The organism is Croceibacterium salegens (assembly GCF_009827435.1).
Lineage (GTDB): Bacteria > Pseudomonadota > Alphaproteobacteria > Sphingomonadales > Sphingomonadaceae > Croceibacterium_B > Croceibacterium_B salegens.
In genome coordinates this window covers 178256-196127 of sequence record NZ_WTYM01000033.1, presented here as the reverse complement: position 1 = coordinate 196127, position 17872 = coordinate 178256, and the positions used below count along the sequence as shown (strand labels likewise).

27 protein-coding genes are annotated in these 17872 nt (G+C 64.4%); 20 read left to right on the top strand and 7 right to left on the bottom strand.

The features are described 5' to 3' along the window. Nucleotides 1-4: 4 nt before the first annotated feature. The 20 genes from rpsQ (at nucleotide 5) to GRI89_RS06890 (ending at nucleotide 11910) form a co-directional block, all read left to right on the top strand. Entirely contained in the window at nucleotides 5-295 is a 291-nt protein-coding gene (rpsQ, locus tag GRI89_RS06985) for a 30S ribosomal protein S17 (RefSeq protein WP_159793538.1), read from the top strand. A 58-nt stretch (nucleotides 296-353) separates the two neighbouring features. Then, the gene (gene rplN, locus GRI89_RS06980; protein WP_136693454.1) at nucleotides 354-722 is read left to right on the top strand and encodes a 50S ribosomal protein L14; all 369 of its coding nucleotides are present in this window, start codon (nucleotides 354-356) and stop codon (nucleotides 720-722) included. After that, the gene (rplX, locus tag GRI89_RS06975) at nucleotides 722-1042 is read left to right on the top strand and encodes a 50S ribosomal protein L24 (RefSeq protein ID WP_159793536.1); all 321 of its coding nucleotides are present in this window, start codon (nucleotides 722-724) and stop codon (nucleotides 1040-1042) included. Before rplN ends, rplX begins: the two co-directional genes overlap by 1 nt. After that, nucleotides 1035-1616, top strand: coding sequence for a 50S ribosomal protein L5 (gene rplE / locus GRI89_RS06970; RefSeq protein ID WP_159793534.1), 582 nt, complete (start codon nucleotides 1035-1037; stop codon nucleotides 1614-1616). The genes rplX and rplE overlap by 8 nt, the downstream gene beginning before the upstream one ends. 24 nt (nucleotides 1617-1640) lie before the next feature. Next, nucleotides 1641-1946, top strand: coding sequence for a 30S ribosomal protein S14 (gene rpsN / locus GRI89_RS06965; RefSeq protein ID WP_159793532.1), 306 nt, complete (start codon nucleotides 1641-1643; stop codon nucleotides 1944-1946). Between the two features lie 10 nt (nucleotides 1947-1956). Continuing rightward, nucleotides 1957-2352: a 30S ribosomal protein S8 gene (rpsH, locus tag GRI89_RS06960; protein WP_159793530.1), complete on the top strand. Its 396-nt coding sequence runs from the start codon at nucleotides 1957-1959 to the stop codon at nucleotides 2350-2352. Beyond that, nucleotides 2352-2885: a 50S ribosomal protein L6 gene (gene rplF, locus GRI89_RS06955; protein ID WP_159793528.1), complete on the top strand. Its 534-nt coding sequence runs from the start codon at nucleotides 2352-2354 to the stop codon at nucleotides 2883-2885. Before rpsH ends, rplF begins: the two co-directional genes overlap by 1 nt. 1 nt (nucleotide 2886) lies before the next feature. Beyond that, nucleotides 2887-3231, top strand: a complete 345-nt coding sequence (gene rplR / locus GRI89_RS06950; protein ID WP_159793526.1) for a 50S ribosomal protein L18 — start codon at nucleotides 2887-2889, stop codon at nucleotides 3229-3231. Between the two features lie 2 nt (nucleotides 3232-3233). Continuing rightward, nucleotides 3234-4040, top strand: a complete 807-nt coding sequence (rpsE, locus tag GRI89_RS06945) for a 30S ribosomal protein S5 (RefSeq protein WP_159793524.1) — start codon at nucleotides 3234-3236, stop codon at nucleotides 4038-4040. A 5-nt stretch (nucleotides 4041-4045) separates the two neighbouring features. Beyond that, nucleotides 4046-4231: a 50S ribosomal protein L30 gene (gene rpmD / locus GRI89_RS06940; RefSeq protein ID WP_159793522.1), complete on the top strand. Its 186-nt coding sequence runs from the start codon at nucleotides 4046-4048 to the stop codon at nucleotides 4229-4231. A 70-nt stretch (nucleotides 4232-4301) separates the two neighbouring features. Beyond that, entirely contained in the window at nucleotides 4302-4823 is a 522-nt protein-coding gene (rplO, locus tag GRI89_RS06935) for a 50S ribosomal protein L15 (protein WP_159793520.1), read from the top strand. Nucleotides 4824-4938: 115 nt separating this feature from the next. Continuing rightward, nucleotides 4939-6303 (top strand): preprotein translocase subunit SecY, encoded by a 1365-nt coding sequence (secY, locus tag GRI89_RS06930; protein ID WP_159793518.1) that lies wholly within the window; start codon nucleotides 4939-4941, stop codon nucleotides 6301-6303. 26 nt (nucleotides 6304-6329) lie between these two features. After that, complete coding sequence (locus tag GRI89_RS06925) at nucleotides 6330-6977, top strand: adenylate kinase (protein ID WP_159793516.1); 648 nt, start codon at nucleotides 6330-6332, stop codon at nucleotides 6975-6977. Next, nucleotides 6974-7495, top strand: a complete 522-nt coding sequence (locus tag GRI89_RS06920; RefSeq protein WP_159793514.1) for an SRPBCC family protein — start codon at nucleotides 6974-6976, stop codon at nucleotides 7493-7495. The genes GRI89_RS06925 and GRI89_RS06920 overlap by 4 nt, the downstream gene beginning before the upstream one ends. 290 nt (nucleotides 7496-7785) lie before the next feature. Then, entirely contained in the window at nucleotides 7786-8154 is a 369-nt protein-coding gene (gene rpsM / locus GRI89_RS06915) for a 30S ribosomal protein S13 (RefSeq protein WP_269100502.1), read from the top strand. Between the two features lie 53 nt (nucleotides 8155-8207). After that, nucleotides 8208-8597, top strand: coding sequence for a 30S ribosomal protein S11 (rpsK, locus tag GRI89_RS06910; protein ID WP_159793513.1), 390 nt, complete (start codon nucleotides 8208-8210; stop codon nucleotides 8595-8597). A gap of 103 nt (nucleotides 8598-8700) precedes the next feature. Next, on the top strand, nucleotides 8701-9756 hold the full coding sequence (locus GRI89_RS06905) for a DNA-directed RNA polymerase subunit alpha (protein ID WP_159793511.1): 1056 nt from the start codon (nucleotides 8701-8703) through the stop codon (nucleotides 9754-9756). 88 nt (nucleotides 9757-9844) lie between these two features. Next, a complete protein-coding gene (gene rplQ / locus GRI89_RS06900; RefSeq protein WP_159793509.1) occupies nucleotides 9845-10264 on the top strand; it encodes a 50S ribosomal protein L17 in 420 nt (139 codons plus the stop codon). 208 nt (nucleotides 10265-10472) lie between these two features. Beyond that, nucleotides 10473-11042 (top strand): hypothetical protein, encoded by a 570-nt coding sequence (locus tag GRI89_RS06895; RefSeq protein WP_235912847.1) that lies wholly within the window; start codon nucleotides 10473-10475, stop codon nucleotides 11040-11042. A 169-nt stretch (nucleotides 11043-11211) separates the two neighbouring features. After that, entirely contained in the window at nucleotides 11212-11910 is a 699-nt protein-coding gene (locus GRI89_RS06890) for a hypothetical protein (RefSeq protein ID WP_159793507.1), read from the top strand. Between the two features lie 6 nt (nucleotides 11911-11916). Here GRI89_RS06890 and GRI89_RS06885 read toward each other — a convergent pair whose 3' ends face one another. From GRI89_RS06885 to odhB, 7 genes are all read right to left on the bottom strand, one after another. Continuing rightward, on the bottom strand, nucleotides 11917-12531 hold the full coding sequence (locus GRI89_RS06885) for a trimeric intracellular cation channel family protein (RefSeq protein ID WP_328598127.1): 615 nt from the start codon (nucleotides 12529-12531) through the stop codon (nucleotides 11917-11919). Then, nucleotides 12528-13211 (bottom strand): PepSY domain-containing protein, encoded by a 684-nt coding sequence (locus GRI89_RS06880; protein WP_159793503.1) that lies wholly within the window; start codon nucleotides 13209-13211, stop codon nucleotides 12528-12530. Before GRI89_RS06880 ends, GRI89_RS06885 begins: the two co-directional genes overlap by 4 nt. A gap of 9 nt (nucleotides 13212-13220) precedes the next feature. Further along, nucleotides 13221-13682 carry a hypothetical protein gene (locus tag GRI89_RS06875; RefSeq protein ID WP_159793501.1) on the bottom strand — a complete coding sequence of 154 codons (462 nt, stop codon included), beginning with the start codon at nucleotides 13680-13682 and terminating at the stop codon, nucleotides 13221-13223. A gap of 201 nt (nucleotides 13683-13883) precedes the next feature. Then, entirely contained in the window at nucleotides 13884-14303 is a 420-nt protein-coding gene (locus GRI89_RS06870) for a VOC family protein (RefSeq protein ID WP_159793499.1), read from the bottom strand. Further along, complete coding sequence (locus GRI89_RS06865; RefSeq protein WP_159793497.1) at nucleotides 14303-15106, bottom strand: hypothetical protein; 804 nt, start codon at nucleotides 15104-15106, stop codon at nucleotides 14303-14305. Before GRI89_RS06865 ends, GRI89_RS06870 begins: the two co-directional genes overlap by 1 nt. A gap of 13 nt (nucleotides 15107-15119) precedes the next feature. Further along, on the bottom strand, nucleotides 15120-16517 hold the full coding sequence (lpdA, locus tag GRI89_RS06860) for a dihydrolipoyl dehydrogenase (RefSeq protein WP_159793495.1): 1398 nt from the start codon (nucleotides 16515-16517) through the stop codon (nucleotides 15120-15122). Nucleotides 16518-16608: 91 nt separating this feature from the next. Then, a complete protein-coding gene (odhB, locus tag GRI89_RS06855) occupies nucleotides 16609-17871 on the bottom strand; it encodes a 2-oxoglutarate dehydrogenase complex dihydrolipoyllysine-residue succinyltransferase (protein WP_159793493.1) in 1263 nt (420 codons plus the stop codon). Between the last annotated feature and the right edge of the window lies 1 nt (nucleotide 17872).

Sequence of the window (17872 nt, the reverse complement as noted above, 5' to 3'; positions counted from 1 at the left end):
GACGATGCCCAAGCGTATCCTGATCGGGACCGTCGTTTCCGACAAGACCGACAAGACCGTGACCGTGCTTGTCGAGCGCAAGGTGAAGCACCCGCTGTACGGGAAGATCATCCGCCGCTCGAAGAAGTACCACGCCCACGACGAGGCCAACGAGTACCACCCCGGCGACATCGTGCGGATCGAAGAGACCCGCCCGATTTCGAAGACCAAGACCTGGGCGGTCCTCGACCGGGTCCAGGCCGGCGGTGTGCAGGCAGTCGAAGCCGATCTCGATGTCGAGGCGGCAAGCAACTGATTTGACGTTAGGGACTGCCGGACTTGTTCCGGCAAGCCAGTGAGAAGGAACCGGATCGATGATCCAGATGCAATCCAATCTCGACGTCGCGGACAACAGCGGCGCGAAGCGCGTCCAGTGCATCAAGGTGCTGGGTGGCTCGAAGCGCCGGACCGCGAGCGTCGGCGACGTGATCGTCGTCTCCGTCAAGGAGGCGCAGCCGCGTGCCCGCGTGAAGAAGGGTGACGTGCACCGCGCGGTCATCGTTCGCACGAAGAAGGACGTGCGCCGCCCCGACGGCAGCGTTATCCGCTTCGACAGCAACGCCGCGGTTCTCGTGAACAAGAGCGAGGAGCCGATCGGCACCCGTATCTTCGGCCCGGTGGTGCGCGAACTGCGCTCCAAGGGCTTCATGAAGATCATCTCGCTCGCTCCGGAGGTGCTGTGATGGCCGCCGCGAAGATCAAGAAGGGTGACTCCGTCGTCGTCCTGTCCGGCAAGGACAAGGGCCGCACCGGCACTGTCACCAAGGTCATGCCCAAGGAAGGCAAGGTCGTTGTCGACGGGATCAACGTCGCGGCGCGCCACCGCAAGCCGACGCAGACCAATCCGCAGGGCGGCATCGACCGTTCGCCCGCTCCCATGGCGATCAGCAAGGTCGCCGTTGCCGACCCGAAGGACGGCAAGCCTACCCGCGTCCGCTTCGAAGAGAAGGACGGCAAGAAGGTGCGCGTTGCCGTGAAGTCCGGGGAGACCATCGATGGCTGATAAGTACACCCCGCGCCTCAAGCAGCAGTACGAGGACCGCATCGTCAAGGCGATGACCGAGAAGTTCGGTTACACCAATCGCCTCGAAGTGCCCCGGCTCGAGAAGATCACGCTCAACATGGGCGTGGGTGAGGCGAGCCAGGATAAGAAGAAGGTCCAGACCGCTGCCGAGGAAATGGAACTGATTGCCGGTCAGAAGCCGGTCATCACCAAGGCGAAGAAGTCGATCGCGCAGTTCAAGCTGCGTGAAGGCATGCCGATCGGCTGCAAGGTGACCTTGCGTCGCGAGCGCATGTACGAGTTCCTCGACCGCCTCGTCACCATCGCGATGCCTCGCATCCGCGACTTCCGCGGTCTTAACCCGCGGTCGTTCGACGGCCGCGGCAACTATGCGATGGGTCTCAAGGAACAGATCGTGTTCCCCGAGATCAGCTACGACCGTATCGAAAAGGTCCGCGGCATGGATGTGATCGTCACGACCACTGCCAAGACCGACGAAGAGGCGCGTGAACTGCTGCGTCTTTTCGGTTTCCCGTTCCCGGCCGAGCAGGCCGAAGAGAAGGAGGCGGCGTAAGCCGCTTCAGGAGAGCTTAAGTCCATGGCGAAACTGAGTTCCATCAACAAGAACGAGCGGCGCAAGAAGCTCGTCAAGAAGTATGCGGCCAAGTACGCGAAGCTGAAGGCTATCGCGGACGACAAGTCGGTCGACGAGACCGAGCGTTTGATGGCGCGCCTCAAGATGGCGGAGCTGCCGCGCAACGGTAACCCGACGCGCATTCGCAACCGCTGCACCACCACCGGCCGCCCGCGCGGCTACTACCGCAAGTTCGGCCTGTGCCGGATCGAGCTCCGCGACAAGGCCAACAAGGGCCTGATCCCGGGCGTGACCAAGTCGAGCTGGTGAGGATCACAAGATGGCTATGACCGATCCCTTGGGTGACATGCTCACCCGCATCCGCAACGGCCAGCAGGCGAAGAAGGACTCCGTCCTTTCGCCGGCGTCCAAGCTGCGCGCGAACGTTTTGGAAGTGCTCCAGCGCGAAGGCTACATCCGTGGCTATTCCGAGGACTCGACCGGCAAGCACAAGGCGCTGCGGATCGAACTGAAGTATTTCGAAGGCGAGCCCGCGATCAAGCACGTGGCCCGTATCTCCAAGCCTGGCCGCCGCGTATATTCGGGTTCCAAGGAACTGCCGAATGTCCGCAACGGTCTCGGCATCACCATCGTCTCGACGCCGAAGGGCGTGCTTTCGGACAACGAAGCGCGCACCCAGAACGTCGGCGGCGAAGTGCTGGCGGAGGTGTTCTGATGAGCCGCATCGGCAAGAAGCCGGTGACGATCCCGAGTGGCGTCACCGCCAATATCGAGGGCGACACGCTGTCGGTGAAGGGACCCAAGGGCACCCTCACTCTCGGCCTGTCGGACCTGATTGACTACAAGGTCGAGGAAGGCGAGATCTCGGTCAAGCCGGCCAACGACACGCGCGCCGCGCGCAACCACTGGGGCATGCAGCGCACGCTGGTGTCGAACCTGGTTGAGGGTGTGACCGCGGGCTTCACCAAAGTTCTCGAGATCACCGGCGTCGGCTACCGTGCGCAGGCCCAGGGCAAGACCCTGAAGCTGCAGCTCGGCTACAGCCACGACGTCAACCTCGACGTGCCCGAAGGCCTCGAAGTCAAGACCCCCGACCAGACCACGGTCGAGATCAGCGGTATCGACAAGCAGGCGGTCGGCCAGTTCGCCGCCGAAATTCGCCGCTGGCGCAAGCCGGAGCCCTACAAGGGCAAGGGCATCAAGTACCGTGGCGAGTACATCTTCCGCAAGGAAGGGAAGAAGAAGTAAGATGGCCAAGCTTTCCCTTTTCGAACGCCGCCGCCGCCGAGTGCGGACCGCGCTCAAGAGCCGCGCTGGCGGTAAGCCGCGCCTGTCGGTGCACCGCACCGGCAAGCACATCTACGCGCAGATCATCGACGACAAGGACGGCCGGACCGTCGCCGCAGCGAGCACGCTGGGCGGCAAGGTTTCGGGCGCCAACATCGGTGCTGCCAGCCAGGTGGGCAAGGACATCGCCGCGGCGGCCAAAAAGGCCGGCGTCACCACCGTCGTGTTCGATCGCGGCGGCTACCTGTTCCATGGCCGCGTCAAGGCGCTGGCCGATGCCGCCCGCGAAGGCGGGCTGGAGTTCTGACGATGGCTGACAAGAAAACAACCGAAGAGACCGAAGCCAAGGTCGAAGAGGCCGTGGTGGAAGCAGCTCCGGCTGTGGAAGCCGCTGCCGAAGAGGCTCCGGCTGCTGAAGTAGCGACCGAGGAAGCTCCGGCTGCCGACGGGGCCCCGCAGCGCGAAGGCCGTGGCGGCCGTGGTGGCCGTGGTGGTCGCAACGATCGAGGCGAGCGCGGAGAGCGCGGCGGCCGTGGCCGTGGGCGCGAAGATCGTCGCAACCGCGGTGACGAAGACAGCGGCGAAGAGCTGATCGAGAAGCTGGTCCACATCAACCGCGTCTCGAAGACCGTGAAGGGCGGCAAGCGCTTCGGCTTTGCTGCGCTGGTCGTGGTCGGTGACGGCAAGGGCCGCGTCGGCTTCGGCCACGGCAAGGCTCGCGAAGTGCCGGAAGCCATCAACAAGGCGACCGCTTCGGCCAAGAAGAAGATGATCCGCGTGCCACTCAAGGAAGGCCGCACGCTGCATCACGACGGCAAGGGCCGTTTCGGTGCCGGCAAGGTCAACGTTCGTACGGCTCCGGCGGGTACCGGCATCATCGCCGGCGGCCCGATGCGCGCTGTGTTCGAAAGCCTTGGCGTCCACGACGTGGTCACCAAGTCGATCGGCACCTCGAACCCCTACAACATGATCCGCGCCACCTTCGAGGCGCTGCAGGACCAGACTTCGCCGAAGTCGGTCGCGCAGCGTCGCGGCAAGAAGGTCGTCGACCTGCTTGGCCGTGGTGGCGCTTCGGAGGCCGAGGCTGAAGCCGACGCCGCCGCTATCGCGGAGTAATGACGATGGCCGACAAGAAGACCATCAAGATCAAGCAGATCGGTTCGCCGATCCGCCGCCCGGAGCACCAGCGCCAGATCCTCATCGGTCTGGGGCTGAACAAGATGCACAAGGTCGTCGAACGCCAGGACACCCCAGAGGTGCGCGGCGCGATCGCCAAGGTCCCGCATCTCGTCCAGGTGGTCGACTGATCATCCAGTGCCCGGCCTGTGTGCCGGGCACACCCTATCAGCGCGACAAAAGCGAAAGCGAGTGCACACTATGAAACTTAACGATCTCCGTGACAACGAAGGCGCCCGCAAGGGGCGCATGCGTGTCGGCCGTGGTATCGGCTCGGGCAAGGGCAAGACCGGCGGCCGCGGCCAGAAGGGCCAGAAGAGCCGTTCGGGCGTGGCCATCAAGGGCTTCGAGGGCGGCCAAATGCCGCTCCACATGCGCCTGCCGAAGCGTGGCTTCAACAACCCGTTCGGGAAGGACTTTGCCGAGGTGAACATCGGCATGGTCCAGAAGTTCATCGACGCCAAGAAGCTCGACGCCAAGAAGCCGATCGACCACGAAGCGCTCAAGGCCGCCGGCCTGGCGCGTGGCGGCAAGGACGGCGTCCGTCTCCTCGGCAAGGGTGAGCTGACCACCAAGGTGACCTTCAAGGTCGACGGCGCCAGCAAGGGCGCGATCGCTGCGGTCGAGAAGGCCGGTGGCACCGTCGAGGTCGCTGCCCCGAAGGTAAGCGAGCACGAAAAGAAGACCGCTCGCCGCGAAGCCAACAAGGCAGCCAAGAAGTAATCGGTACTATCGGAGCGGGCGGGGTTACATGATCCCGCCCGCATCCTATATGGGCCGTTCACAGGGTCCTCGCCGGGGCAGATCCGGCGCCTTCAGTTAAGGCATTTGCAAGACGATGGCATCACGCGCCGACAATCTCGCCAGCAATCTCAGCCTCGCCAACTTCGGCAAGGCGACCGAGCTCAAGCAGCGCATCTGGTTTACCGTCGGTGCGCTCGTCGTATTCCGCTTCCTCAGCTTCGTGCCGCTTCCGGGCGTCAACCCGCTGGTGCTGGAAACCCTATACGACCAGACCCGCGGCGGCATCCTCGACCTGTTCAACACGTTCTCGGGCGGTTCGCTGGAACGCATGAGCCTGATCGCTCTCGGCGTGATGCCCTATATCACCAGTTCCATCGTCGTGCAGCTCGCCGCCGCGCTCCATCCTTCGCTGATGGCGCTGAAGAAGGAAGGCGAGGCGGGGCGGAAGAAGCTCAACCAGTACACCCGTTACGGCGCGGTGCTGCTGTGCGCGGTCCAGGGCTGGTTCCTTGCTACCGGTCTCGAGGCCTACGGCGCATCGAGCGGTCTGCAGGCGGTCATCAACCCGGGCATGCTGTTTAAGATTACTGCCGTCATCAACCTAATTGGCGGGACCATGTTCCTGCTCTGGCTGGGTGAGCAGATTACCAGCCGTGGCATCGGCAACGGTGTTTCGCTGATCATCATGGCGGGCATCGTCGCCCAGTTCCCGACCTTCGCCGCCAATCTGTTCGAAGGCGGCCGCACCGGCTCGGTCAGCATGTTCGCGATCGTCGCGATCATCGCCGTGATCGTCGGGCTCGTGATCTTCATCTGCTTCGTCGAGCGCGCCCAGCGCCGCCTGCTGATCCAGTATCCCAAGCGCGCCAGCGCCAAGGGCATGATGCAGGCCGATCGCAGTCACCTGCCGCTGAAACTCAACACCGCGGGGGTCATCCCGCCGATCTTCGCCAGCTCGCTGCTCGTGCTGCCGCTGACGATTACCCAGTTTGCCGGCAGTTCGATGAACACAGATTCGATGTTCTACAATATCGTGCAGACACTCAATCAGTACCTCGGACGCGGCCAGCCGTTGTACATGGCGCTCTATGCGCTGGGCATCATCTTCTTCTGCTTCTTCTACACTTCGGTGGTGTTCAACCCCGAGGAGACGGCGGAGAACCTGAAGAAGAACGGCGGCTTCATTCCCGGCATCCGTCCGGGCAAGAACACCGAGAAATACCTCGACTACGTGCTCGACCGGATCACGGTGATCGGCGCGCTGTACCTGACTCTGGTCTGCGTCACGCCCGAACTCCTGGTCAAGGAAACCGGCGTCCAGCTGTTCCTCGGCGGCACGAGCCTGCTGATCGTGGTCAACGTTACGGTGGACACGATTAGCCAGATCCAGTCGCACCTGTTGGCTCACCAGTACGGTGACCTTATCAAGAAGGCAAAGCTCAAGGGCCGACTGCGCTAAAGCGCAGCGCAAATGGGGGCAGGCGTTTGAATATCATCCTCCTCGGACCGCCCGGTGCGGGCAAGGGCACACAGGCCGCGCGCCTGGTCGAGCATCACGGCATGCGCCAGCTCTCGACCGGCGACATGCTGCGCGCCGCGGTCAAGGCAGAGACGCCGGTCGGCCTCGAAGCCAAGGCAATCATGGAACGCGGCGAATTCGTCAGCGACGCGATCGTCAGCAAATTGATCGATGCCGAACTGACCGCGATGGGCGACCACGTCGGCGCGATTTTCGACGGCTATCCGCGCACAGCAGCTCAGGCCGAGCAGCTTGATACAATCCTCGACCAGCACGGCCGCAAGCTTGACCACGTTATCGAACTCGATGTCGACGAGGACGCGCTGGTCGAACGCATCACCGGTCGCTTCACCTGCGCCAAGTGCGGCGAGGGTTATCACGACAAGTACAAGCTCCCGCAGGTCGAGGGCGTTTGCGACAAATGCGGAAGCACCGAATTCAAGCGTCGTCCCGACGACAACGAGGAAACCGTGCGTACGCGAATGGCCGAATATCGCGGCAAGACCGCGCCGATCCTTCCGATCTACGAGGCGCGGGGCATCGTCACTCGTGTCGACGGCATGGCCGAGATGGATGCGGTGACCGACGAAATCGAACAGGTCCTCCGGGGATGATCCGGATCGCGAGTTTCGCCCTTGGAGGGGTGCTCGCGCTGACCTGCCAACCTGCTGCCGCCGAGGTTCTGCGGACCTCTCCCGACGGATTTGCCGTAACCCGCACCGAGACTCTCGGCGTGCCTCCTGCCGAGGCCTGGCGTAAGTTGATCCACATCGCAGATTGGTGGAGCGCCGAGCACAGTTGGTCGGGCGACGCGGCCAACTTCTCGCTCGATCCGCGCGCGGGAGGATGTTTTTGCGAAGCGTTGCCAGACGGCGGATCGGTCGAGCACATGCGGATCATCTACGCCGCGCCCGGCCAGCGATTGCGCATGACCGGGACGCTCGGCCCGCTGCAGTCGGAATCGTTGCTGGGTGTTCTCACGGTGACGCTCGAAGCGGCAGGCGAGGGCACCAAATTGGTCTGGACCTACAAGGTGAGCGGTGTTTCCGACATTCCCCTCGAAGGTCTCGCGCCGGTCGTCGAAGGCGTCATAGGGGAACAATTTGATCGGTTGGCTACGGGCAAACCCTGAGACTGATTTTGACCAATGCAAAGGTTAAGGCTATAGACTGGCAAGCGATCGCTGGGGCTGCGATCATCGCCGGGGCGAAGCAAAGTGCTTTGCGCCCTTTCTGCTGTTGACGGGCCTTGCGAATCGCCCTAAGCGCCCCACATTCGAGAAATCGGGACCAGTCCGGCAGGCGGCAGCCATGTGCGCGCCCCATCCGGGCTTTTTGCCGTCCAGGCAATCCGGTGTTTCGAAGCAAACGCGATGAGATAGGGGCGCCATTTGGCCATCCCCTGTGGAGCATGGAGAAGTAAGTGGCTCGTATTGCCGGGGTCAATATCCCCACCAATAAGCGCGTGATCGTCGCGCTAACCTATATCCACGGAATCGGCCCGACGACGGCCAAGAAGATCGCCGACAAGCTCGGCATCGATCACAGCCGCCGCGTGCAGGACCTGTCCGACGCCGAAGTGCTGCAAATCCGTGAAACGATCGACGCCGATTACACCGTGGAAGGCGACCTCCGTCGCGACACCGCGATGAACATCAAGCGGCTGATGGACCTCGCCTGCTACCGCGGCCTGCGCCATCGCAAGGGCCTTCCGGTCCGTGGCCAGCGCACGCACACCAACGCGCGCACCCGCAAGGGCAAGGCCAAGCCGATCGCCGGCAAGAAGAAGTAAGCGCGGCCTCGGGCAGCGCTTCTTCGAGAAGAGATTAGGACAGGATACGAACCATGGCTCGTGAACCTCAGCGCCTCCGCAGGCGGGAACGCAAGAACATCACCAGTGGCGTCGCGCACGTGAACGCCAGCTTCAATAACACCATGATCACCATCACCGATGCGCAGGGCAATGCGATCAGCTGGTCCAGCGCGGGCATGATGGGATTCAAGGGCAGCCGCAAGTCGACCCCGTATGCCGCCCAGGTGGCCGCGGACGACGCCGGCAAGAAGGCCGCCGAACACGGCGTCCGCACCCTTGAAATCGAGATCAAGGGCCCGGGCTCGGGCCGTGAGAGCGCACTGCGCGCCCTCCAGGCCGTCGGCTTTACGATCACGTCGATCCGTGACGTGACGCCGATCCCGCACAATGGCGTCCGGCCGTCCAAGCGCCGCCGCGTCTGATTCGAACCTGCCGCGGCGCAAGCCGCACAGAAATTCGCATCGGCGGCGGCACACAAGTGCTCCGCGGTCGATGCCACAAGACAAACACCTTTAGGGGAAGTCCATGTCCGTCAACATGAAGAACTGGCAGGAACTCAAGAAACCCAACCAGCTCGAGGTCAAGGAAGGCGGCGACAAGAAGCGCAAGGCCACCTTCGTCGCCGAGCCGCTCGAGCGTGGCTACGGCCTGACGCTCGGCAACGCGCTGCGCCGCGTACTGCTGTCCTCGCTGCAGGGCGCAGCCATCACCTCGATCAAGATCGAGAACGTCCTGCACGAATTCTCGTCGCTCGCCGGCGTGCGTGAGGACGTGACCGACATCGTGCTCAACGTGAAGCAGGTCGCGCTCAAGATGGAAGGCGAAGGCCCCAAGCGCCTGCAGCTTTCCGCCACAGGCCCGGCCGAAGTGAAGGCCGGCGACATTGCCGTGACCGGCGATATCGAAGTGCTCAACCCCGACCTGGTGATCTGCCACCTGGACGAAGGCGCGACGCTCAACATGGAACTGACCGCGGACAGCGGCAAGGGCTACGTCCCGGCCGTGTCGAACCGTCCGGTCGACGCTCCGATCGGCCTGATCCCGATCGACTCGCTCTACTCGCCGGTCCGCCAGGTGAGCTACAAGGTCGAGAACGCCCGCGTCGGGCAGGAGCTCGACTTCGACAAGCTCAGCCTGACGGTCGAGACCGACGGCACCGTGACCCCGGAAGACGCCGTGGCCTACGCCGCGCGGATCCTCCAGGACCAGCTGACGCTGTTCGTCCACTTCGAGGACGGCATTCCGCAGCCGCAGGGCACCATGATCGGTGTCGCGGCGCAGCCGGAAGAGAGCGACGCCAACCAGCTCAACCGTTACCTCCTCAAGAAGGTCGACGAACTGGAGCTGTCGGTGCGTTCGGCCAACTGCCTGAAGAACGACAACATCATCTACATCGGCGACCTGGTCCAGAAGACCGAGGCCGAGATGCTCCGCACGCCCAACTTCGGCCGCAAGTCGCTCAACGAGATCAAGGAAGTCCTGAGCTCGATGGGCTTGCGCCTCGGCATGGACATCCCCGGCTGGCCGCCGGAGAACATCGAAGAGATGGCCAAGAAGCTCGAGCAGGAACTGCTGGGCTAACTTGCCGCACGGGGGCATGGGCCGGACCCCTCCTTCCGGCCTGCATCGGGCTACCTGACACGGGCCCCCTACGAACGGAGTATCTGAGATGAAACACGGCATTTCCGGCCGCAAGCTGCAGCGCAAGTCGGGCCACCGCGCCGCCCTGCTGCGCAACATGGCTGCCGCGCTGATCAAGCACGAGCAGATCATGACCACCACGCCCAAGGCGAAGGAACTGCGCCCCTACGTCGAGAAGCTGGTCACGCTGGCCAAGCGCGGCGGCCTGTCGAATCGTCGCCTCGCGCACGCCCGGATCATGGACGACGCGCAGGAAAAGAAGCTGTTCGACGTCCTCGCCGAGCGTTACGCCGATCGCGAGGGTGGTTACACCCGCATCGTCAAGGCCGGCATCCGTGCCTCCGACGCGGCCCCGATGGCGGTGATCGAACTCGTCGACCGCGACGAGGACGCCAAGGGTCAGGATTCGGGCCCGGTCGTGAACGAAATGGAATTCGACGAAGCCTGATCGGCCTCGCATCGAACCAAAGAGGGCCGCGAACCGATTGGTTTCGCGGCCCTTTTTCGTTCGTGTGGGGCGCATTAATGCGTTCATATAAAGCCCTATAAAGCTGAACAAGAGCTAACGAGCGAGTTCAGCGTCGTCTCACGGCACACGGCTTAGACCTTCCCATATCGAGGAGCAGTCAAGCTCCCGCATAGCGAAAGGGCAGACCATGAAGACCATCACCGGAACATTCGCCAGGGGCATGATCGGCACCGTCGCGGCCGGCGCGATGGCGCTGGCTTCGGCCTCTCCCGCCATGGCCCGCGACCGCGATCACGACGGCATCGATGCCGGTGACATCATCGCCGGGGCGCTGATCATCGGCGGTATAGCCGCAGTGGCCTCTGCAACGAGCAATGATCGCGAATTTCGCCGTGACGACTACCCCTATCGCGGCAACGAGCGCTACCGCGCCGGCTATGGCTACCACCGCGGCGGCAATTCACGACAAGCGGTAGAACAGTGCGTCCGCGCCGCGGAACGCAACGCAAACCGCTACAGCTACGGCGGCCGCGCCAAGGTGACCGACATCCGCGACATCGACCGCAAGAACCATGGATACAAGGTCAGGGGCCGGATTGCGGTCAATACCCGAAACGGCGATTGGCGCCGTGGCTGGGGCAACGATTATCGCGGCTACAACAGCCGCTACAACGGCTACGACAGCGGCAGCTTCAATTGCGAAGTGCGCTACGGCCGGGTCGTCGACCTCGACTATCACGGCATCCGCGGCCTGTGAGGCTGGAGATGCAGGGCGGGGCCCCGGCAACGGAATGCAAATTCCCGGTTCGGGGCCTTTGCCGCAATTACTTAAAACGGTTCAGGCAGTTGCAAGCCTGCATTGAATAGTTCGGTTCATCCACGCTGAGCGGCGACTCGCCGCACGGTTTCTGAGGAGGGATGCCCTCATGGCCTTGTTCCGTCGCTTCCATGCCGCCGCCGCAAGCGCCGCGGTTGTTTCGCTGCTTGCCACGCCGGCCGCCGCACTCGAATTACCGGTCGGCGGGCCCGAGATTTATCACGAGGATTCGGCCAACAACTGGGGCCGCCGTTACCATCACCGCGACCGGGTCGATGCCGGTGACGTGCTCGCTGGGGTGCTGATCCTTGGCGGAATCGCTGCGATTGCGGGAGCCGCTTCGAAGAAGGATCGCGCCGAGCGTGTTCCTCCGCCGCCGCCCTATCCGCAGGATCGCCAGGGCTATCGTTCGAGCTACGCCAGCGACGGCCGCGGTCTCGACAGCGCGGTGAACATGTGCGTCGGCCAGGTCGAGCGCGGGCCGGACCGTGTCGATACCGTCGACGGTGCCAATCGCAACGGAGAGGGCTGGACGGTTTCGGGAAAACTCGCGGGCGGGCAGGACTTCACCTGCCGGATCGACAACGAGGGCCGCCTCCGCGAGCTCGACATCGGCGGCTGGCAAGGCACGGATGCCATCGGTCCCGATCGCCAGTACAGCGACGACGTCTACCAGCAAGCCCGCACGGCGCAGGATGCAGCCCCGGCATTCGCTGGCACACCCGGCACCGCGCTTCCCGGCGAGGAGGACGACCGCCCGGTGTGGACTGGCGACGATAGCGGCGCCGAAACCGATACTGGCGGCTGAACAGCTTCAGGCGTCGCGCGAATAGGCGGGCAGTTCGATCTTCCAGAGGACTGCCGCGCCGCGCAGCACGAATCCGGCCAGTACGGCCAGGCTCCAGACCAGCCCCTGCGGCAGGCCCATCAGCGTGCCGCCCATACAAAGCGTCGCCGCAAGTGCTGCGGCGGTGACGTAGAGCTCGGGCCGCATGAGGATCGACGGTTGCCCGGCTAGGACATCACGGATGATCCCGCCGACGCAGCCCGATATCACTCCGACGATCGCGGCGGGTAGCGGCGCCACGTCGAAAGCCAACGCTTTGGCGGTGCCGAGCACCGAGTAAACGGCCAGCCCAGCTGCATCGCCCCACAACAGCAGCTTGCCCGCCCACCAGGTGCTCGGCGTGAACCAGGCAACAAGTGCGGTCGCCAAGATTACAGGCGCGACCCATGGATCGTGCAGCCAGAACACCGGCTCTCCGATAAGGAGGTCGCGCACCGTGCCGCCGCCGACGCCGGTCACGAGCGCGAAGAATGCCATTGTCACGAAAGTTTGCCGCAGCCGCGCCGCGATCAGCGCGCCGGTCAGCGCGAAGACCGCGGTTCCGGTGAGGTCGAGTAGCGGTGGGAGGACGGGTAGGGTCACGCCTTCACCCGGGCCTTGCGCCGCCGAAACATCAGGATGCAACCGAGCAACGCTCCCAGCATCGCCAGCGTGGCGAAGACGATGATGACCGTGCCGTGCGCGTTCTCGCGCCCTTGCAAGTCCATGATGTGAAGGCCCCACATGAAATCGTAGATGCGCCACCATCCCGTGCGAACCGCGAGGAGTTGCCCGGTCGCCGCCTCGAGATAGAGGTTGGTCCCGTCCGCATAGTGGAGTTGCCAGATGTTGATCGGCTGCCTGACTTCGAGCGGAACCTCGTCGTATGGAATGTAGGACACCGTCTGCAGTTCCGCGTCGCCGGCATAGACCTGCTTCGCGATTTTCCGGGCTTCGCTTTCGATGACGGGCGGCAGCACCACTCCACTGGCGGCATCGTAGCGAAAGTGCCCGCCGTCGCTCGTGGTGACGATCCACACCGGCCCGCTTAGCTGTTGGACGAGCTCCACCTTGCTGACCGGCTCGCCGAAGTCGGGCAGGGTGAAGGCTCCGGTCTGCAACGCCGTCGGCGGGGCACGCAGGGCATCGCCGCGCACTTCGTCGATCGGTCGCGTGACCATGACCAGTCCGGTAACTGTCCACATCAGGACCGGTACGCCGACCAGCCAACCGAGCCAGATGTGCCAGCGAGCGAAGCGGAGCATCATGCGTTGTTTGGCCATGGCGGGTTGCTAGCCTGCGCGGCCCGCGCCCGCCAGTACCGCCGTTCGTTCTGGCCACGGCAGCGGCAGGATATCGGGCTCGACCCAGTGGCGCCGGGCTTCGGGGCTCATCAGCCGGCCTTCGCTCCAGTAGGTGAGCGGCCAGCGCGAGGTTCCCAGTTCCGACGCCAGCAAGGCATCCAGCACTTCGCCGAGCGGCGCGCCTGGCCAGTCGGCCAGGCAGGCCGCCGCGCCGCGCAGCGAGGCTTCGGTTATCGTCGCATGAAAACCGCTCCTTGGGGTGTTCGCCACTCCGGTGGCCTCGTTGTAGGCGCGGATGGCGGCGGGCATGCCATCTTCGGGCAAGTGTTCTGGAAAGCGCAGTAGCCACAGCGCTGCGGCGAAATGGGCGCGGTGCGTCCATTCCGGCTTGGGCAGGGTGCGTGCCAGCATCCTGCGGGCAATGTGTTCGATTTCGTTTTCGGTGGTCATCGGACGGATCCTTGTGGAATGGGGAGTCCGGCCGTCATGCATCCGGCCGGGAGGGCCGGGTGCGGATGTGAGGCGAAAGCTGCGGCTAGCCGCGAACCTGGCACACGCGCACCCGATCGCCCGCTTGTTGGCGGGTGGATGCGGCAGTGCGGATGCAGGTCGTGCTCACGGGCGGCGCAAATACCGCATTTTGCCCGGCGGTCAATCGGTGGCGAAGAGCTGGCCGAGGTCGGCAAAGGCCTTCATCTCGATGGCGTTGCCGCTCGGGTCCTTGAAGAACATCGTCGCCTGTTCGCCCGGCTCGCCCTCGAAGCGGATGTAAGGTTCGATCTCGAACCTGGTTCCGGCGGCGCTGAGCCGCTCGGCCAGCGCCTTCCAGTCTTCCAGTGTCAGGACGATGCCGAAGTGGGGAACCGGCACGTCGTGCCCGTCGACCGGGTTCGATGCTTGCGCGGGCCGCGCGGGGGCGAGGTGGGCGACGATCTGGTGTCCGTAGAAGTCGAAATCGACCCATTCGTCCGACGAGCGTCCCTCCGGGCAGCCCATGGTGCCACCCCAGAATGCCCGCGCTGCCGAAAGATCATGGACCGGGAACGCGAGGTGGAATGGTCGCAGGGTCATTATGCAACTTTCCTGACGAGGCCGAGCGCGATGCCGTATCCGAGGATCGGCGCGGCGCCGTGGCCGATGAGCGGGAAGGGGTAGTGTGACATCATCGCCATGATGATGAAGCCGAACAACGAACCGGCAAGGGCAAACCGTTCGTGACGGGCGAGCGGCGCGGTCCACAGGATGAGGCAATAGCCGATCGCCAATGCAGCAGCGAGGCCAATCGCCAATTCGAGCCTCTCTCCGGCGGCGTCCTGCAGAACACGCTCGACGAACTCTTGCGGCGGCAACTCGCCGTGCAGCGCCATGTAGATGGCAGCGAAGAAGCCGATCACGCTTGCCGCGCCGACTTTCCAGTCCTTGGTTACGTGGTGCAGGCCGACCGCGGCGAAGGTGATGGCGAAGCCCGTAGCGGCGTCGGGCTGGAGCAGCGCAGCGAACAGCGCCCCGAGCAGGATCGGCGGCGCATAGTCCGGGTCGCGCGCCGCCAGCACGGCAAGGGGAGGGATCGCCAGCATTCCGGCGTGAAGCGTCACCGGCCCGAGCGAAACCCACCGTGCGATGCCGTTGACGTGCGGGCCGGTCGCAAGCGGCACGAAGAGCCAGGCGATGAGCACAAGGGTCAGTGCCCGCCGTGTCCACGGCTTCTCCGGCGCGCGGCCGAACAGCATCCAGGAACCCGCGACGGCCAGCGCCACACTGTTGAGCAGAACGTATCTGTCCGGCGCGTCGAAGGCCGCCATCCACGCCATTCCCGCGAGGACCGGCACGGTCAGCGCGGCGAGGGCTGGCAGGCGGTCGCGGAATGTGACCACCCTCAGGCCCGCGTCAGACGTGAATCGGCTTGCCGGTCACCGCCATCGCCGCTTCCTTGATCGCTTCGGAGTGCGTGGGGTGGGCGTGGCAGGTGTAGGCGATGTCCTCGCTGGTGGCGCCGAATTCCATCGCAACGGCCGCCTCGGCAATCATCGTCCCGGCTACAGAGGCGATGCACCACACGCCGAGCACACGGTCGGTCGCGGCATCGGTGATGATCTTCACGAAGCCGTCGGGCTCGTGGTTGGTCTTGGCGCGGCTGTTGGCCATCATCGGGAACTTGCCGACCTTGATCTCGCCGTCTTCCTTGGCGTGTTCTTCTGTCAGGCCGACGCCGGCGATCTCGGGCAAGGTGTAGACGACCGAGGGGATGACGTCGTGATTGACGATGCCGGTCTGTCCGGCGATCCACTCGGCGACCGCGATGCCTTCGTCCTCGGCCTTGTGAGCGAGCATCGGACCGGGGATCACGTCACCGATCGCGCGTACGCCGGCGACCGAGGTACGGAATTCGTGGTCGACTTCGATCTGGCCGCGATTGTTGGTCTCCAGGCCGATGTTCTCAAGGCCCAGGCCTTCGGTGTTGGGCTTGCGGCCGATCGAGACGAGCACGCAGTCGGCTTCGAGCGTTTCGCTAGCGCCACCGGCGGCGGGCTCCATCGTCAGCGTCGCCTTCTTGCCCTTGACGGTGCAGCCGGTGACCTTGGTGCCGAGCTTGAACTCGATGCCCTGCTTCTTGAAGATCTTGTTGGCTTCCTTTCGGACGTCGCCGTCCATGCCGGGCAGGATCTGGTCGAGGAATTCGACCACGGTGACTTCGGCGCCGAGACGACGCCAGACCGAGCCGAGCTCGAGCCCGATCACGCCGCCGCCGATGACGACCATCTTCTTGGGTACGCTGGGCAGTTCGAGCGCTCCGGTGGAGTCCACGACCACAAATTTCGAGTTGTCGATCTCGACGCCTGGGAGCGGAGTCACCGAGGAGCCGGTGGCGACGACTACTTCCTTGGCGGTGACCGTTTCTTCGCCGAACTTGACCGTGTGTGCGTCGACGAAGCTGGCGTAACCCTTCTTCCAGTCGACCTTGTTCTTCTTGAACAAGAATTCGACGCCCTTGGTCAGCCCGCCGACTGCGTCGATCCGCTGTTCGTGCATCTTGCCGAGATTGAGCTTGGGCGTGACCTCGATGCCCATCTTGGCCATCGCGCCGCCCTTTGCCGCCTCGAAGTATTCCGATGCGTGCAGCATCGCCTTCGAGGGAATGCACCCGACGTTGAGGCAGGTGCCGCCGAGCGTCTCGCGCCCTTCGGCGCAGGCAGTCTTCAGCCCGAGCTGTGCCGCACGGATCGCCGCGACATAACCGCCGGGTCCGGCACCGATGACGAGGACGTCGTAGTCGTATTCAGCCATACAGTCGTCATCCCAGCGGAAGCTGGGATCTCCTTCAGCATGAGTCGTACCTTGCGGCACGCGACCCCAGCTTTCGCTGGGGTGACGGAACTTACAGGTCGATCAGCATCCGCATGGGATCCTCGATCGCCTCCTTGATGATCTTGAGTGCGGTCACCGCTTCGCGGCCATCGATGATGCGGTGGTCGTAGCTGAGCGCGATGTACATCATCGGGCGGATCACGACCTGGCCGTTGCGGGCGACCGGGCGGTCTTCGATGCGGTGGAGGCCGAGCACCGCGCTCTGCGGCGGGTTGATGATCGGGGTCGACATCAGCGAACCGAACACGCCGCCGTTGGAGATGGTGAAGGTTCCGCCCTGCATGTCCTGCATGGTGAGTGTGCCGTCCTTGGCCTTCTGGCCGTAGTCGGCGATCGACTGCTCGATTTCGGCGAAGCTCATCGCATCGGCATTGCGGACCACCGGCACGACGAGGCCGTTCGGCGCGCTGACCGCGACCGAGATGTCGACGTAGTCGTGATAGACGATCTCGTCGCCGTCGATGTAGGCGTTGACCGAGGGGATGTCCTTCAGCGCCAGGCAGCTCGCCTTGGCGAAGAAGCTCATGAAGCCGAGCTTGATGCCGTGCTTCTTGGCGAACAGGTCCTTGTAGGCCTCGCGGGCCTCGATCACCGCGGTCATGTCGACATCGTTGAAGGTGGTCAGCAGCGCCGCCTCTTCCTGCGCGCCCTTGAGGCGGCGGGCGATGGTCTGGCGCAGGCGCGTCATCTTCACGCGTTCCTCGTGGCGTCCGCCGGATGCCACTGGTGCGGGGGCAGGCGCGGGCGCAGGGGCCGGGGCGGAGGTGCTCGGGGCCGGCGCGGCCTTCTTGGCGGCGGCCGCGGCGAGCACGTCTTCCTTCGTCAAGCGGCCGTCCTTGCCCGAGCCCTTGATCTGCGTCGGGTCGACGCCTGCTTCGAGCACCGCGCGGCGCACCGCAGGCGACATCGAGACGGTGTGGTCCTCGGGCTCGTTACCCTTGGGCAGCGCCTCGATCTCGCGATCGATCTCGGCGGCCTGCTCGGGGTCGTCGGCATGGCTCGTGGCCGGAGCGGGGGCCGGGGCCGCGGCGGTGGCGCCTTCCTCGACAGTGGCAATGACCGCGCCGACCTCGACCGTGTCGCCGATCTTGGCCTTGAGCTCGCCGATCACGCCGGCGACGGGCGAGGGAACCTCGACCGCAACCTTGTCGGTTTCGAGGCTGACGATCGGCTCGTCGGCGGCGACGGCGTCGCCGGGCTGCTTGAGCCATTCGGCGATCGTGCCTTCGGTAACCGATTCACCGAGCGTGGGGACCTTGATTTCAGTGGCCATG

Bases quoted from the DNA above. Each gene is read 5' to 3' on its own strand.
- rpsQ (WP_159793538.1), top strand. From the start codon at position 5: ATGCCCAAGCGTATCCTGATCGGGACCGTCGTTTCCGACAAGACCGAC.
- rplN (WP_136693454.1), top strand. From the start codon at position 354: ATGATCCAGATGCAATCCAATCTCGACGTCGCGGACAACAGCGGCGCG.
- rplX (WP_159793536.1), top strand. From the start codon at position 722: ATGGCCGCCGCGAAGATCAAGAAGGGTGACTCCGTCGTCGTCCTGTCC.
- rplE (WP_159793534.1), top strand. From the start codon at position 1,035: ATGGCTGATAAGTACACCCCGCGCCTCAAGCAGCAGTACGAGGACCGC.
- rpsN (WP_159793532.1), top strand. From the start codon at position 1,641: ATGGCGAAACTGAGTTCCATCAACAAGAACGAGCGGCGCAAGAAGCTC.
- rpsH (WP_159793530.1), top strand. From the start codon at position 1,957: ATGGCTATGACCGATCCCTTGGGTGACATGCTCACCCGCATCCGCAAC.
- rplF (WP_159793528.1), top strand. From the start codon at position 2,352: ATGAGCCGCATCGGCAAGAAGCCGGTGACGATCCCGAGTGGCGTCACC.
- rplR (WP_159793526.1), top strand. From the start codon at position 2,887: ATGGCCAAGCTTTCCCTTTTCGAACGCCGCCGCCGCCGAGTGCGGACC.
- rpsE (WP_159793524.1), top strand. From the start codon at position 3,234: ATGGCTGACAAGAAAACAACCGAAGAGACCGAAGCCAAGGTCGAAGAG.
- rpmD (WP_159793522.1), top strand. From the start codon at position 4,046: ATGGCCGACAAGAAGACCATCAAGATCAAGCAGATCGGTTCGCCGATC.
- rplO (WP_159793520.1), top strand. From the start codon at position 4,302: ATGAAACTTAACGATCTCCGTGACAACGAAGGCGCCCGCAAGGGGCGC.
- secY (WP_159793518.1), top strand. From the start codon at position 4,939: ATGGCATCACGCGCCGACAATCTCGCCAGCAATCTCAGCCTCGCCAAC.
- GRI89_RS06920 (WP_159793514.1), top strand. From the start codon at position 6,974: ATGATCCGGATCGCGAGTTTCGCCCTTGGAGGGGTGCTCGCGCTGACC.
- rpsK (WP_159793513.1), top strand. From the start codon at position 8,208: ATGGCTCGTGAACCTCAGCGCCTCCGCAGGCGGGAACGCAAGAACATC.
- GRI89_RS06905 (WP_159793511.1), top strand. From the start codon at position 8,701: ATGTCCGTCAACATGAAGAACTGGCAGGAACTCAAGAAACCCAACCAG.
- rplQ (WP_159793509.1), top strand. From the start codon at position 9,845: ATGAAACACGGCATTTCCGGCCGCAAGCTGCAGCGCAAGTCGGGCCAC.
- GRI89_RS06895 (WP_235912847.1), top strand. From the start codon at position 10,473: ATGAAGACCATCACCGGAACATTCGCCAGGGGCATGATCGGCACCGTC.
- GRI89_RS06890 (WP_159793507.1), top strand. From the start codon at position 11,212: ATGGCCTTGTTCCGTCGCTTCCATGCCGCCGCCGCAAGCGCCGCGGTT.
- GRI89_RS06880 (WP_159793503.1), bottom strand. From the start codon at position 13,211: ATGGCCAAACAACGCATGATGCTCCGCTTCGCTCGCTGGCACATCTGG.
- GRI89_RS06875 (WP_159793501.1), bottom strand. From the start codon at position 13,682: ATGACCACCGAAAACGAAATCGAACACATTGCCCGCAGGATGCTGGCA.
- GRI89_RS06870 (WP_159793499.1), bottom strand. From the start codon at position 14,303: ATGACCCTGCGACCATTCCACCTCGCGTTCCCGGTCCATGATCTTTCG.
- lpdA (WP_159793495.1), bottom strand. From the start codon at position 16,517: ATGGCTGAATACGACTACGACGTCCTCGTCATCGGTGCCGGACCCGGC.
- odhB (WP_159793493.1), bottom strand. From the start codon at position 17,871: ATGGCCACTGAAATCAAGGTCCCCACGCTCGGTGAATCGGTTACCGAA.